Origin of the sequence: Halorubrum sp. GN12_10-3_MGM (assembly GCF_005435235.1) — an archaeon.
Classification (GTDB): domain Archaea; phylum Halobacteriota; class Halobacteria; order Halobacteriales; family Haloferacaceae; genus Halorubrum; species Halorubrum ezzemoulense.
In genome coordinates this window covers 23,834-36,481 of the sequence record NZ_SGUB01000006.1, presented here as the reverse complement: position 1 = coordinate 36,481, position 12,648 = coordinate 23,834, and the positions used below count along the sequence as shown (strand labels likewise).

At 71.5% G+C, this 12,648-nt stretch carries 15 protein-coding genes; 8 read left to right on the top strand and 7 right to left on the bottom strand.

All coding sequences use genetic code 11. From position 1 onward, the window contains the following. Positions 1-39: 39 nt before the first annotated feature. On the bottom strand, positions 40-960 hold the full coding sequence (locus EXE47_RS06330; protein ID WP_049930977.1) for a Dam family site-specific DNA-(adenine-N6)-methyltransferase: 921 nt from the start codon (positions 958-960) through the stop codon (positions 40-42). A gap of 146 nt (positions 961-1,106) precedes the next feature. After that, on the bottom strand, positions 1,107-1,406 hold the full coding sequence (locus EXE47_RS06325; protein WP_049930975.1) for a hypothetical protein: 300 nt from the start codon (positions 1,404-1,406) through the stop codon (positions 1,107-1,109). Positions 1,407-1,739: 333 nt separating this feature from the next. On the opposite strand from EXE47_RS06325, the gene EXE47_RS06320 reads away from it, so the two are divergent. Then, positions 1,740-2,027 carry a hypothetical protein gene (locus tag EXE47_RS06320; RefSeq protein ID WP_049930974.1) on the top strand — a complete coding sequence of 96 codons (288 nt, stop codon included), beginning with the start codon at positions 1,740-1,742 and terminating at the stop codon, positions 2,025-2,027. A 92-nt stretch (positions 2,028-2,119) separates the two neighbouring features. Here the strand turns inward: EXE47_RS06320 and EXE47_RS06315 are convergent, their stop codons facing one another. Together EXE47_RS06315 and EXE47_RS06310 are read right to left on the bottom strand one after the other, a co-directional pair. Then, positions 2,120-3,163, bottom strand: coding sequence for an NAD(P)/FAD-dependent oxidoreductase (locus EXE47_RS06315; protein ID WP_089308561.1), 1,044 nt, complete (start codon positions 3,161-3,163; stop codon positions 2,120-2,122). 66 nt (positions 3,164-3,229) lie between these two features. Continuing rightward, positions 3,230-3,727, bottom strand: a complete 498-nt coding sequence (locus EXE47_RS06310; protein WP_086217012.1) for a universal stress protein — start codon at positions 3,725-3,727, stop codon at positions 3,230-3,232. 284 nt (positions 3,728-4,011) lie between these two features. Between EXE47_RS06310 and EXE47_RS06305 the strand changes: the two genes are divergently transcribed. Beyond that, on the top strand, positions 4,012-5,346 hold the full coding sequence (locus EXE47_RS06305; RefSeq protein ID WP_089308562.1) for an OFA family MFS transporter: 1,335 nt from the start codon (positions 4,012-4,014) through the stop codon (positions 5,344-5,346). Between the two features lie 39 nt (positions 5,347-5,385). Here EXE47_RS06305 and EXE47_RS06300 read toward each other — a convergent pair whose 3' ends face one another. Both EXE47_RS06300 and EXE47_RS06295 read right to left on the bottom strand, forming a co-directional pair. Next, positions 5,386-5,799 (bottom strand): hypothetical protein, encoded by a 414-nt coding sequence (locus EXE47_RS06300; protein WP_049930965.1) that lies wholly within the window; start codon positions 5,797-5,799, stop codon positions 5,386-5,388. Then, on the bottom strand, positions 5,796-6,404 hold the full coding sequence (locus EXE47_RS06295; RefSeq protein ID WP_089308563.1) for a class I SAM-dependent methyltransferase: 609 nt from the start codon (positions 6,402-6,404) through the stop codon (positions 5,796-5,798). Before EXE47_RS06295 ends, EXE47_RS06300 begins: the two co-directional genes overlap by 4 nt. 84 nt (positions 6,405-6,488) lie before the next feature. Here EXE47_RS06295 and EXE47_RS06290 point away from each other — a divergent pair, with 84 nt between their 5' ends. From EXE47_RS06290 to EXE47_RS06265, 6 genes are all read left to right on the top strand, one after another. Next, the gene (locus EXE47_RS06290) at positions 6,489-7,253 is read left to right on the top strand and encodes a pirin family protein (RefSeq protein WP_089308564.1); all 765 of its coding nucleotides are present in this window, start codon (positions 6,489-6,491) and stop codon (positions 7,251-7,253) included. 48 nt (positions 7,254-7,301) lie between these two features. Continuing rightward, positions 7,302-8,663 (top strand): TIGR00300 family protein, encoded by a 1,362-nt coding sequence (locus tag EXE47_RS06285; RefSeq protein ID WP_089308565.1) that lies wholly within the window; start codon positions 7,302-7,304, stop codon positions 8,661-8,663. Further along, positions 8,660-9,199: a GNAT family N-acetyltransferase gene (locus EXE47_RS06280; protein ID WP_089308566.1), complete on the top strand. Its 540-nt coding sequence runs from the start codon at positions 8,660-8,662 to the stop codon at positions 9,197-9,199. The genes EXE47_RS06285 and EXE47_RS06280 overlap by 4 nt, the downstream gene beginning before the upstream one ends. An 81-nt stretch (positions 9,200-9,280) precedes the next feature. Next, the gene (locus tag EXE47_RS06275) at positions 9,281-10,270 is read left to right on the top strand and encodes a Gfo/Idh/MocA family protein (protein ID WP_089308567.1); all 990 of its coding nucleotides are present in this window, start codon (positions 9,281-9,283) and stop codon (positions 10,268-10,270) included. A 144-nt stretch (positions 10,271-10,414) separates the two neighbouring features. Beyond that, the gene (locus EXE47_RS06270; RefSeq protein WP_049930953.1) at positions 10,415-10,837 is read left to right on the top strand and encodes a universal stress protein; all 423 of its coding nucleotides are present in this window, start codon (positions 10,415-10,417) and stop codon (positions 10,835-10,837) included. Positions 10,838-10,975: 138 nt separating this feature from the next. Then, positions 10,976-11,848 carry a sulfurtransferase gene (locus EXE47_RS06265; protein WP_049930951.1) on the top strand — a complete coding sequence of 291 codons (873 nt, stop codon included), beginning with the start codon at positions 10,976-10,978 and terminating at the stop codon, positions 11,846-11,848. A 15-nt stretch (positions 11,849-11,863) separates the two neighbouring features. On the opposite strand, the gene EXE47_RS06260 is transcribed toward EXE47_RS06265, so the two are convergent. Further along, positions 11,864-12,622 carry an SDR family oxidoreductase gene (locus EXE47_RS06260; RefSeq protein ID WP_089308568.1) on the bottom strand — a complete coding sequence of 253 codons (759 nt, stop codon included), beginning with the start codon at positions 12,620-12,622 and terminating at the stop codon, positions 11,864-11,866. Positions 12,623-12,648 lie beyond the last annotated feature (26 nt).

Genomic DNA, 12,648 nt, shown 5'->3' with positions numbered 1-12,648 from the left:
GGACGCGTGGCGGAGTCAGGGGAATCGGTCGCGCCGTTCTCAGTATCTTGAGAGCTCTCGCTGGCCGGCCTCGCAACGCTCGGCCGGCGGGACGTTGGTCGCGACGATCTCGTCGACGGCGCCGCGGCTCTCGGCGTCGCTGTTAATCGCGCGGGTTGCGTCCTCGCGGTCGACGCGGAACCCCGCGTCGACGTAGGCGTCGTACATCACGCCGCTGTTCGAGAGCACGACCCACACGCCGGCGTCGTCGAGGTCGGCGGCCACGTCGAGCAGGCGCCGCTGGTCCTCGCGGTCGAACCCGGACGCGCTGTACTCGTTGAAATTCGCGGTCGCGCTCATCGGCTCGTAGGGGGGATCGAAGTAGACGAGGTCGCCCGGCTCGGCGGCGTCGAGGACGTACGCGAAGTCGCCCTGCCGGACCTCGACGTCGGCGAGCAGGTCGCTCGCGCGCCGGATCCGGTCGCGCTGGACCCAGTCGGGGTCGGCGTACCGACCGATCGGGACGTTGAACCCGCCGTCGGCGTTCTCGCGGTAGAGGCCGTTGTAACAGGTCCGATTAAGGTACAAGAGCAGGGCGGCCTCCGCCAGCGGGTCGAACTCGCCCTCGTACGGCCGGCGGTTGAACCGCGCGCGCTGCTGGTAGTAGTACGAGTCCACGTCCCGGCCGCGCGCCGTCTCCTCGGCGTACGGGAGGGTCGGGTCGGGGTCGCTCTCGGGGTCGTCGAACGACGCGAGCCGGGCGATCAGCTCCTCGGGGCGGTCGCGAACCTGCTCGTAGAAGTTCACCAGCCGCGGGTTCGCGTCGTTGACCGTCGCGCGGGCGGGCTCTAAGTCGAAGAAGACGGCCCCGCCGCCGACGAACGGCTCGTGGTACCGGCCGAACTGGGCCGGGAAGCGGGCGTACAGCTGGTCGAGCAGCTGGCGCTTCCCGCCGGCCCACTTCAGGATCGGCTCGGCCATCGCTGTCGGGTGTCGCCCGCGCCCGGGGATAAACGTCTCGGGCCGCGTCCGCGGCAGTCGCTCTCGGGCCGCCACGCGCGCTCGACCGTCCCGCCGGAGCCGCCGACAGAGCGGTCAGCCGTCGGAGCGATCGGTCGGCGGAGCGGTCAGTCGTCGGAGGGCTCGCCGTCCGGCATCGGGAGGTCGTCGACGTGAGCCGCGGCCTCCTCGAAGTTCGGGCCGGGTTCGATGGTCCCGGCCTCGCGGTCCCACTCGATGTAGCCGGCCGCCTCCAGCGCCGGGAGGTGCGTCTCGCGGAGTTCGGCGGCGATCTCTTCGGCCCGCCCGCGCACGCGGAGGTCCGCGACGGTCTCGACGGCCTCGTCTGCGAGACCGGCGACCACGCGCCTGCGCTCCGGCGCCGCGACGACGACCGTCGGATCGGTGGTGGGTGTGTCGAGTGTCATCGTGTCTGTCCGTATCTACGGAAGTCGGTGGAGCGGAATAAAAGCACCGCCGACCCGTCGCACCACCGGAATCGCCGCCGGGGAGACGAGCCGCCCGCCGCCGAGACCGCGACCGCCGTCCGTCTCTGTCGAGGCCCCGGCGATCGGAGTCGTCGACGCGGACGACGGGACTCCTCACAGAAATATGAGAAGTGTACCAACGAGTAGCATGGTACGACTTACACCGCATTAACGACCGTTTCAGTTGATTTACGGATATGTGACATGGTACCGTTTCTCAAAACCTATTTGGAAAGTGAAAGTTTTTAGTCGCCCGAGCGTGTACAGTGAGATATGTATCAAGGCTACATCACGCCGGCCGAGGAACACCGACCGATCGGCTCGGGCTCGCCGCCGGGCAGCCGCTCGCCGCTGGGGACGCTCGCGTTCCTCGCGCTCGTCGTCGCACCGTTCGTCGCGTTTTCCTACCCCGTCGCGACCGTCGCGGTCCTGACCGGCACCGTCGCGCTCGCCGTCCTCTCGCGGTCCGTCCTGCGGACCCTGCGCCGGCGCAGCGGTCGGGTCCAGACGTTCACGCTCCCCGGGCTGGGGACCGTCGAGTACCGCATCACGACGAACTGACGCCGCCGCTCGGCGCGCCGTCGAACCGCTTCACAAACCGACCACTTCTCCGGTGACAGCGCCTCGGACCGGCCGACGCCGTCTCCGCCCTCTCAGATCCGATACGCGACGCGCTCGCCGACGTCGAGCCCGTTCGCGATTGCGGCGTGGAGCCGTCCCTCGCCCGCGACCCAGTCGCCGAGCAGGTACAGCCCTGCGTCGCGGGCCGAGTCGACGGGGCCGCCGTCAACGCCCACCTCGGGGAGCGCATAGCGCCACCCCTGGTGGTCCGTCCACGCGGGGTCGGCCAGCCGGTCGTCGCCGATGATGTCGGCGGCGTGGTCGGCGAGCGCGGCGACGTTCCCCGCGGGGTCGTCTTCGTAGTGCTCGGTCGACCACGCGCCGTTCGCCTGGACGACGAGCAGCGTCTCGCCGTCCGGGACGTGCCCGGCCTTACACTCCTCGCGCGAGATCCACCCGACCGCGTGCTCCTTGTCGGTGTTCACGAGCGCGTAGTAGGGCACGTCGAGTTCGAACGGGTAGCGCAACACCGCGGTCCAGACGCTGCCGTACTCGACCCCGCCGACAGCGTCGACCAGCGTCTCGCGGAGCGGGTCGTCCCACTCAGCCGTCCGGAGCAGCTCCGCGGTCTGGGGGGCCGGCGGGTTCATGAGGAGGCGGTCGAACGGCCCGTGCGTCTCGCCGTCCGCGTCGTCGAGTTCCCACGCGTCCTCGGCGCTCGTCCGTCGAACCGTCTCGACCCGGGTGCGCCGGTGGACCGTGGCGTCCGTGCGGCCGAACAGCCGCTTCGCGATCTGTGTGAGCCCCCGCCGGTAGCTCCACTTGTGCTCGTCGGCGTCGCGGCCCGGGGACACCGCCCCGTCGACGTCGAAGGTGTACACCGGCTCCGTCACCTCGACGAGCCCCTCGTCGTCGAGCGTCTCGGTGATCAGCTCGACGACGCGGTCGTCGTCGCTCTTCAGGTAGTTCGCCCCGTAGTCGTACGTGAGGTCGTCGTGGCGGCGGGTCGCCGCGCGCCCACAGAGGCCGCCCGACTTCTCCAGCACGGTCACGTCCGCCTCCGGCACGGTCCGGTCGATGACGAACGCCGCCGCGGCCGCCCCCGCGCCCGCGCCGACGATGCCTACGTCTGTCACACCGATCGTTGGGGCCGGGCCCACTTAACCGGTCGCGTGCGGCGCCTCCGATGGCGCGAGACGGGCTCAGCCGTCGTCCGGTCCGACGACCATGACCGGGACGTCGGCGCCGCGCCGGACGCGGGCCGGGACCGGGTCGGGACGGAGGAGCCGGTCGAGCCCGGTCCGGCGCGCGGAGCCGACAACCACGAGGTCGGCGTCGTGCGCGGCGGCGAAGTCGACCGCCTCCCGGTGGGTGGTCCCGTAGCGGAACCACTTCTCGACGTCGACGCCGACCGCGGCGCCCGCGTCCTCGGCGGCCTCGACGAGCTCCTCGCCGGTCCGCTCGCGGCGCTCGACGACCACGTCCCACGCCTCTGCCGTGTCGACGACGTACAGCGCGTCGACGACCGCTCCGTGCGTCGCCGCGAGGTCGACGGCCGTCGACACCGCCGCCCGTCCGGCCGGATCGTCGGTCGCGACGACCAGCACGCGCTCGAAGCGTCCCGTCGCTGCGGCGTCGGCGTCCGGAGACACGGCCGCGGTCTCGCCCGTCGCGTCGGTGGCGTCGATATCGGTGGACATGAATTGCGAAAAAGGTCGGATAGCTACCGACCTGTTGTTCGGATTTCGATAAGATCTGGCTGTTCTTAACATTTTTCGACAGGATAAACGATTATCATAATTTATTTGTCGGGGGCCGCGGACCGACCCCAACGACGCGTTTTAGTCGGCGAGCGCGGTGGGTGGAAACGAGACGGCCGCAGCGGGTCGGCGGGGAGTCGACGGGGAGTCGGCAGCGCGCCGCGGTCCGACGAGGGACGGAGACCACATGACACAGACCGACAGCACGCGGACGACGGACGACGATGGCTGAGGACGAGTCGGCGGAGGCGGCCGCCGAGGAGGGGGCGGCGGGCGGCGTCGACTACGCCGCGCGCGCGGCCGACATTCTCGGGTTCTCGCGATGGTGGCAGATCGCCGCTGCGGCCGGGATGATGGCGGCGGTGAGCCCGTACCAGTACGTCTGGTCGTCGATCGAGCAGCCGCTCGCGAACAGCCTCGACATCGCGCTGCCGGCGCTGGGCGCGGTGTTCTCGTTTTACGTGGTGTTCCAGTCGCTCTCGCAGTTCCCCGCGGGCAAGTGGCGAGACAGCCGCGGCCCGGGGACGCTCACGTTCCTCGCGGCGATCCTCGCTGGCGGCGGGTACATCGGACTGGCGTACGCGACGAGCCTCTGGCAGCTGTACCTCCTGTACTCGCTCGGCGCGGTCGGCGTCGGCATCGTGTACACCGTCGCGGTCAACACCGCGGTCAAGTGGTTCCCCGACCGCACGGGGCTGACGACCGGCGTCGGGACGATGGCGTTCGCGGCCGGAAGCGCCCTCGTCGTCCCGTACGTCCGGGCGAACGCGACCGTGGCGGGGTACGGCGACGTGCTCCGCAACATCGGGATCGGAATCTTACTCGTGACGCTCGTCGGGTCGTTCCTCCTCCGTGACCCGCCGAAAGACTGGCTGGACCGGACGGACGACGCCGACGGCGGGGACGGCGACGAGGGGCTCGCGGCGTCGATCCGCGGCCGCGACTACTCGACGCGCGAGATGCTCTCGACGTGGCAGTTCTGGCTGCTGTACGCGATGTTCATCGCGATGGCGAGCGCGGACCTCCTCGTGATCGCCAACGTGGTCCGGTTCGCGGAGAACTTCGGGCTCGCGGCGCTGATCGCGACGCTCTCCGCGACGCTCCTCCCCATCGCCGCCGGGGTGTCGCGGCTGATCCTCGGCGAGGCGACCGACCGGTTCAGCCGCAAGCGCGTGATGGCGGGCTCGTTCCTCCTCGCCGGGCTGTTCCGGGTCGGGCTGGTGGCCGCCGGCGAGGCCGGTAACGGCGCGGTCTTCGTCGCGTTCGTCCTCGGCGCGATGTTCTTCTCCTCGCCACTGTACGTCTACTTCCCGTCCCTGCTGGCCGACTACTACGGCTCGGCCAACTCCTCCGGCAACTACGCGGTCCTGTACACCGCGAAGGTCGGCGGCGGCGTCTTCTCCGGCACCGTCGCCGGCTACCTCGTCGCGACGCTCGGCTGGACGCCGACGTTCGCCCTCGGCGGTGCGCTCGCGGTCGCCGCGGGACTGGCGGTGTTCGTCCTCCGGCCGCCGAGCGGCTCGGGGCTGGAAGCGGCCGAGTCGGCGGCGGCGGACTGACCGGGGCCGCCGTCGGTCCCGGCTCCTGTTCCGGGCCGGCTACGCTCCCGTCCGCGCCGCGCGACGGACCCCGAGCGACCAGAGCCCGACCGCGACACCCCCGGCCGCGAGCGCCGCGTTGACGCCGGCCGGTTCGAGGCCGAAGGGCGTGAACGCGGGCGCCACGGCGGCGTGGAGCAGGAACCCGACGCCGAACGCGGCGGCGGTTCGACGCGGCCCCCACGCCCGCGAGTCGGGCCGTCGCTCCGTCGCGGCGGAGACGCGGTCGCCGGAGGCGACGACGAGGTGGCCGACGGCGAACACGACCCCGAGGGCGACCGAGCCGGCGAGGTCGACGGGGACGCTCGTCGCGAAGGCGCGGTACCAGTAGACGTGCGCGAGGCGTGCGGCCGCGCCGAGCGCCAGCGCGAGTCCGATGTCGACGACGGCGGCCGCGGCGCGGCGGGGGGTCACGGGAGCGTTCCGACCACGGCGTAGAAGGGGTCCTGACCCGGGCGCTCCGCGATCCGGTCCGTCACGTCGAAGCCGCCGGCGTCGAGGTACCGCTCGACGAGGTCGGCGCGCTCGTCCATCGAGGCGGCCCGCCACGCGCGGACGGCCTTCGTCGGGAACATCCGGTTCGAGAAGCTGACGACTATCGTTCCGCCGGGCGCGAGGACCCGGGCGAACTCCTCGAACACGGGGCCGGGGTACTGGAGGTACTGGACCGACAGCGCACAGCAGACGGCGTCGAACGCGTCGTCGGCGAACGGGAGCGACTGATCTTGGTTGAAGTTGCGCACGACGAACTCGTCGAGCCGGTCGTTCTCGGCCAGCTCGGCCTCGTTGAGCCCGTGACCGACCACGCGCTGGTAGTCGGTGTCGGGCAGGTGCGAGACCCAACTGCTCATCGCGTCGAGGACGCGGTCGTCGGGATCGGTCACGGACGCGTACAGCGCGGTCAGCCGGTCGAGGAACGCGTCGTCGGCGTGGGTGACGAACCGCGGGTCGGCGTAGAACGTCCCGTCGGGGCGGTCGTCCCGCTTGCGCCGGTCGCGGTCCGAGAGGACGGTCGTCACGATATCGGATCGAGGGGCGCGGGGAGTAAGAGGGCGTCGCCCCCACCGGACGGCTTTTGCTCGACGGGACTTTACCGGCTGGTAATGGATTCCGCCGCCGCGGCCGACCGCGACCTCTTCCCCGCGCCTCGCTCCGAGGTCTTTCGAGATCAGGGCAAGTTCCGCACGCGATTCAACTTCCCCGGGCGGAACCTCCCGGACCACGACGACCACGGGTACGGCCCGCTCTCGACGGTCGTCGAGTCGTTCATGGACCCCGGCACGCTGATCCGGATGCACCAGCACCGCGACGAGGAGATCGTCTCGTGGGTGCCCGCGGGGGTGATGCGCCACGACGACCGCGAGGGGAACGAACTCGTCACCGACGCGGAGCACCTCCTCGTGATGAACGCCGGATCGGGCTTCTGGCACGCCGAGGAGACACTCGCGGACGACCCGCCGCTCCGGATGCTCCAGATATTCGTTCGCCCGCACGACCTCGGTCTGGAGCCCGGGATCCAGCACGGCCCGCTCCCGGACCCCGAACCGGACGAGTGGCGTCGCGTGTTCGCGCCCGCGGGGTCGGACCACCCGTTCACCGTGCGCAACGCGGTCGACTGCTACGACGTTCGACTCGACGCCGGCGCGGGCGCGACGCTCCCCGACGTCGAGGGGCGGGACGCCTACGTGTACGTCTTCGAGGGGTCGGCCGAGGTCGGCGACGCCGCGCTCTCGGAGACGGAGAGCGCCCTGTGGACCGGCGAGGGCGCCCCGCCGACCGTGACCGCGGGCGACGAGGGCGCGACCGTCGTGGCGTTCCTCGTCGACCCCGACGCGCCGGTGACGCGGCAGGGGACGATCGGGCGGTAGCGACGGCGGCAGGGAAACGGGTTTCACCGGGGGGCGCGACGCCTCCGTATGACCCAGTCGCGGACCGTCGAGCTGGAGGGGCACCTCATCGACAGCGGGACGATGCAGCGCTGCTTCGGCGCGGTGATGGACCTTGGCGGCTCGTTCGACGTCGAGCGGTTCGACGTCGGGAAACACGAGACCGAGGAGTCGTACTGCCGGCTGGCCGTCTCGGCCGACGACCCCGAGACGCTGCGCGCGATCCTCCACGAGCTCCACCAGAACGGCGCGGTCTTGGAGGACCCGTCCGACGTGGAGCTCGTCCCCGCGCCCGCGGACAAGGTGGTGCCGCCGAACTTCTACTCGACGACGAACCACCCGACCGAGGTGCTGTACGACGGCGAGTGGATCGACGTGGAGGGGATCGAGATGGACTGCGCGCTGGTGGTGGAACCCGAGCCGGCAGCGGACGCCGGCGAGGGAGACCGAGCGGACGCATCGGACGCGGGCAACGACGGGGCGGCGCGCGCCCGCACCAAGACGCTCAGCGCGGTCGAGGCGGGCGACCTCGTCGCGACCGACCAGTCCGGGATCCGGGTGAACCCGCCGGAGCGCCCCCGGAGCGGCGGCGGCGCGTTCGGCTTCATGCAGGGCGGCGTCTCCGCGGAGCGCCCCTCCGAGTCGACGATCCGTGAGGTCGCCGCGGAGCTCCGCGCCGTCGAGGCGGACGGCGGGACCGTGATGGTGGTCGCCGGCCCCGCGGTGATCCACTCCGGCGCGGGCGACGCGCTCGCCGACCTCGTCGCCGCGGGCTACGTCGACGCGCTCTCCGCGGGCAACGGCTTCGCCACCCACGACCTGGAGCGCTCGATCTACGGCACCTCGCTCGGGATGGACGTTGAGACGCTCGAACACCCGCGGAAGGGACACAAACACCACATCTGGACCATCTCGGAGATCATCCGCGCCGGCGGGATCGAGGCAGCCGTCGAGGACGGGGTCGTCACGGAGGGGGTGATGTACGAGTGCGTCGAGAACGGCGTCGACACCGTCCTCGCGGGGTCGGTCCGCGACGACGGCCCCCTGCCGGACACGATCACGGACGCGGTCGAGGCGCAGGACGCGATCCGCGAGCAGGCCCGCGACGCCGACATCGTGCTCATGCTCGCCACGCTGCTCCACTCCGTCGCGGTCGGCAACTGCCTCCCGTCGACGACGAAGACCGTCTGCGTCGACATCAACCCCGCCACGGTCACCCAGCTGCTCGACCGCGGCTCGGCGCAGGCGGTCGGCATGGTCACCGACATCGGCACGTTCGTCCCGACGCTCGCGGAGTACGTGCTGGAGGGCGAGGAGGGTGGAGGCGCGGAGACCGGGGGCGACGAGTCGGCGGGCGACGGGAGCGGAGGTTCCGCGGAGGGCGACGCGTGACACCCGAAATCCGGCCCTACGACCGCGAGCGCGACGCCGACGGGCTCTACGCGGCGAAGGTGGCCTTCGAGCGCGGCCTCGGCGAGAGCACCGGCGGCGACGGGAAGGCGGCCGCCTACGCGGAGAAGCTCACCGACACGTACCGCGAGCGGTGGCTCGACTGGGTCGACCGCTGCGTCGCCGACGACCTCCGGTGCGTGACCGTCGCGGTCGACGGGAGCGCCGACGGGCCCGGTGACGAAGCGGCGGCCGACGGCGCCGTCGTCGGCTACGTCTTCGTCCTCCCAGAACGGCTGGCGATGATATGGGACGCGGCGGTGCTGAACGAGCTCTACGTCGCGCCCGAGCACCGCGGGACCGGCGTCGCCGACAACCTGCTGGGCGCCGCGCTCGACCTCGCGGCCGACCAGGAGCTCCCGCTCGACCGACTGGTCCTCGACGTTGACCCGGCGAACGACCGCGCGAGGGGGTTCTACGACCGCCACGGCTTCGAGCCGTGGGGCGAGATGGTCGCGCGGCCGCTGGACGACACCTGAGGCGGTCGGGACCGGCCGAAGGCGGCCCGGGTCGAGTCCGGCTCCCGAAGCTACAAGCGCGTCCGCCCGCTCTCGTCGGGCGTGATACAGATCGGCATCGTCGGCTGCGGCGTCATCGGGAACCGCCTCGCGGGCGTCATAGCGGACCACGACCGGTTCGAGCTTGCGGCCGCCTGCGACCTCGACGCCGACCGCGCCGCGTCGCTCGCGGCCGACCACGGGACCGACCGCACCGCGACGACAACGGACCACGAGGCGCTCGTCGAGACGGACGGCCTCGACGCCGTCTACGTCGGCGTCCCGCCGCTCGCGCACCGGGAGGTTGTCGCCGACGCGCTCGCGGCCGACAAACACGTGATCTGCGAGAAGCCCATCGCGGCGGACGCGGAGACGGGCCGCGAACTCGTCGCGCTCGCCGAGGAGACCGACCGCGTCACGGCCGTGAACCTCCCGTTCCGCTACACCCCCGGCTTCGTCCGGCTCCGGGAGGCGGTCGAAGCGGGCGAGGTCGGCGACCCGCGTCGGGTCGAACTCCGGTTCCGGTTCCCCGAGTGGCCCCGCGAGTGGCAGGACGTGGCGTGGCTGGAGTCGCGCGAGCAGGGCGGCCCGCTCCGGGAGGTGGGGACGCACTTCCTGTTCGGCGTCCGTGAGCTGTTCGGCCCGGTCGAGACCGTCTCGGCGGACGTGGGGTACTCCGGACCCGACACCTATGAGGACGACGCGGTCGCGACGTTCCGGGCCGGCGGGGTCCGCGGGACGCTCGACCTGCTGTGCGACCACGAGGGCGAGGAAGAGAACAGCGTCACCGTCGTCGGCGACGAGGCGTCGCTGTCGCTGACGGAGTGGTACCGGCTCGTTCGCGACCGCGGCCGCGAGACCGAGGCGACGCTCGTCGACGAGCGCGGCGACAGCGTGCGCGCGCTCCTGACTGAGTTCGCGAGCGCGCTCGACGGCGACGACGGCGACCTCGTCTCGTTCGCGGAGGCGACCCGCGTTCAGGAGGTTCTCGACGCGATCCACGCCTCCGAGGGCGACTCGGTCCGGCCGGGAGCGAACGCCGGCGGACGGTAAGGTCGGCTCCGACCGGTGGCGGGTGCCGGCGGACGATGGAATCCGCCGTCGCCGCCCGCGGCGCGACGCGGAGTCGCCGCCGGCAGAGCCGCAGACCGGGAACGCCCGACAGGAATTATGTGTCCGTCGGACGCATCTCCGCGTATGAGCTACCTCGTTGCGACCGACGGATCGACGGAGGGGGACGAGGCGGTCCGGTACGCGGCGCGACAGGCGGTCGCGTTCTACGAGACGCTGGAGATCGCCCACGTGTTAACGCCGGACTCGGAACTGGTCGACGGCACGATCATCCTCCCGGGCGAGGACGCGGCGGTCGAGGCCGGGCAGGGGGTCTTGGACAGCGCCCGCGCCATCGCCGAGGAGGCGGTCGACGAGCCGATCACCGTGGAGACCCAACTGCTCACGGGCCGGCCGGCCGACGCGATCACCGAGTACGCGGCCGAAGAGACGGTCGACGCGATCTACGTCGGTCACCGCGGGCTCTCCGAGGAGCGCGAGCAGGTCGTGGGCAGCGTCGCCAAGAGCGTCGTCGACAAGGCGGACGTGCCAGTGACGGTGATCCGGTAGGTGTCAGCCGGAATAAACGAGCGAGCGCGCTCGAGGCGGTCGAAATCCGGCGTTTCGGCCGGCTGCCGGTCGTCACAGGCGCCGGAAAGAACCGCCATTATCGGACGTTCAAAGCGGGCTTAGGCCCTACTACGGGTGATGTCCGAAGACGTACTCGTCACGGCGGACTGGGTCGAAGAGCGCCTCGACACCTTTCAGGACGACGACGCCGACCACCGGCTCGTCGAGATCAACAACCCGACCGTCACCGACGAGTCGGAGTACACGCCCTACGAGGAGGGCCACATACCCGGCGCGTTGAACTTCGAGTGGGACGCGGTCTTCACCGACGAGACGGAGCGCGATATCGTCTCGAAGGCGGATTTCGCGGCGCGAAACGGTGAGGGCGGCATCGACGCCGACACCACCGTCGTCGTGTACGGCGGCGGCCGCGTGCCGAACTGGTTCGCGCTGTTCGGCTACTGGATCTACAAGTACTACGGTCACGACGACATCCGCGTGGTCGACGGCGGGAAGGGGTACTGGGTCGAGAACGACTACCCGCTCTCCACGGAGGAGCCCGACTTCACGCCCCGCGATTACGAGGCCCGCGGTCCCTTCGAGAGCGTCCGCGCGTACAAGGACGACATCGACAAGGCGATCGAGGAGGGGATCCCGATGGTCGACGTCCGCTCGCCCGAGGAGTTCTCCGGCGAGGTCATCGCCCCCGAGGGGCTCAACGAGACCGCCCAGCGCGGCGGTCACATCCCCGGTGCGAGCAGCGTCCCGATCGGCACGACGCTGAACGAGGACGGGACGTTCAAGAGCGCGGACGAGCTCCGCGAGCTGTACAGCGACGCCGGCGTCGACGGCGACGAGTCGACGATCACCTACTGCCGCGTCGGCGAGCGCTCGTCGATCGAGTGGTTCCTCCTCCACGAGCTGCTCGGCTACGACGACGTGCGGAACTACGACGGCTCGTGGACCGAGTGGGGGAACCTCGTCGGCGCGCCGATCGAGACGGGCGAGTAACGCGCGCCAAACTGCCTACCGCGTCGCGGACTTCCACTCCCGTAACCCGAGGCGACCGCCGTTCAGGTCCCCGGCCGGCGCCTCGGTGGCGGCCCAGACGAACAGCGGCGCGACGCTCTCGGGGTCGCGGGCGCGCTCTTTCCCCGTGAGGTCGGTCGCGACGAGCCCGGGGTCGACGACGCCGACCGTCGCGTCGAGGTCGGCGGCGAACCCGCGCGCGACCCCCTCGGCGGCCGCCTTCGACACCGCGTACGCGCCCATCCCGGGCTTCGACTCGGCGGCGACCGCGCCCGACGGGACGAGGACGCGCGCGTCGTCGGCCAGGTGCGGGACGGCCTCGCGGATCGTCGCGAACACGCCGCGCGCGTTCGTGCGCATCGTGTCGTCGTAGTCGGCGTACGTGACCTCGGTCGTCGGCCGCTCGCCCGGCGCGCCGTGGAACACGCCGGCGTTCGCGAACACGACGTCGACCGGGCCGGCCTCGCGGGCGACGCGCTCGAAGAAGCGTTCGAGGTCGAACTCGTCGCGCACGTCGACGCGGTCGCCCCACGCGGTCCCGCCGTCGTCCGCCGGCGAGCCGTCCCCGGCGTCCGCGTCGCCCTCGGCGTCGCCGTCCGGGTCGTCGCCCGCGCCGTTCAGTGCCGCGACGGTCCGATCGACGGCCGCGCCGTCGCGTCCGGAGACGGCGACGAACGCCCCCTCGTCGACGAACGTCTCGGCGACGGCCCGCCCGATCCCACTCGTTGCTCCAGTGATCGCGACCGTCAGATCCATGTGAACGGGAGTACGCGCGTCGGCGA

What these genes read in the sequence shown, in the direction of transcription:
- EXE47_RS06330 (WP_049930977.1), bottom strand. Translation starts at nt 960, where the DNA reads ATGGCCGAGCCGATCCTGAAGTGGGCCGGCGGGAAGCGCCAGCTGCTC.
- EXE47_RS06325 (WP_049930975.1), bottom strand. Translation starts at nt 1,406, where the DNA reads ATGACACTCGACACACCCACCACCGATCCGACGGTCGTCGTCGCGGCG.
- EXE47_RS06320 (WP_049930974.1), top strand. Translation starts at nt 1,740, where the DNA reads ATGTATCAAGGCTACATCACGCCGGCCGAGGAACACCGACCGATCGGC.
- EXE47_RS06310 (WP_086217012.1), bottom strand. Translation starts at nt 3,727, where the DNA reads ATGTCCACCGATATCGACGCCACCGACGCGACGGGCGAGACCGCGGCC.
- EXE47_RS06305 (WP_089308562.1), top strand. Translation starts at nt 4,012, where the DNA reads ATGGCTGAGGACGAGTCGGCGGAGGCGGCCGCCGAGGAGGGGGCGGCG.
- EXE47_RS06290 (WP_089308564.1), top strand. Translation starts at nt 6,489, where the DNA reads ATGGATTCCGCCGCCGCGGCCGACCGCGACCTCTTCCCCGCGCCTCGC.
- EXE47_RS06285 (WP_089308565.1), top strand. Translation starts at nt 7,302, where the DNA reads ATGACCCAGTCGCGGACCGTCGAGCTGGAGGGGCACCTCATCGACAGC.
- EXE47_RS06270 (WP_049930953.1), top strand. Translation starts at nt 10,415, where the DNA reads ATGAGCTACCTCGTTGCGACCGACGGATCGACGGAGGGGGACGAGGCG.
- EXE47_RS06265 (WP_049930951.1), top strand. Translation starts at nt 10,976, where the DNA reads ATGTCCGAAGACGTACTCGTCACGGCGGACTGGGTCGAAGAGCGCCTC.
- EXE47_RS06260 (WP_089308568.1), bottom strand. Translation starts at nt 12,622, where the DNA reads ATGGATCTGACGGTCGCGATCACTGGAGCAACGAGTGGGATCGGGCGG.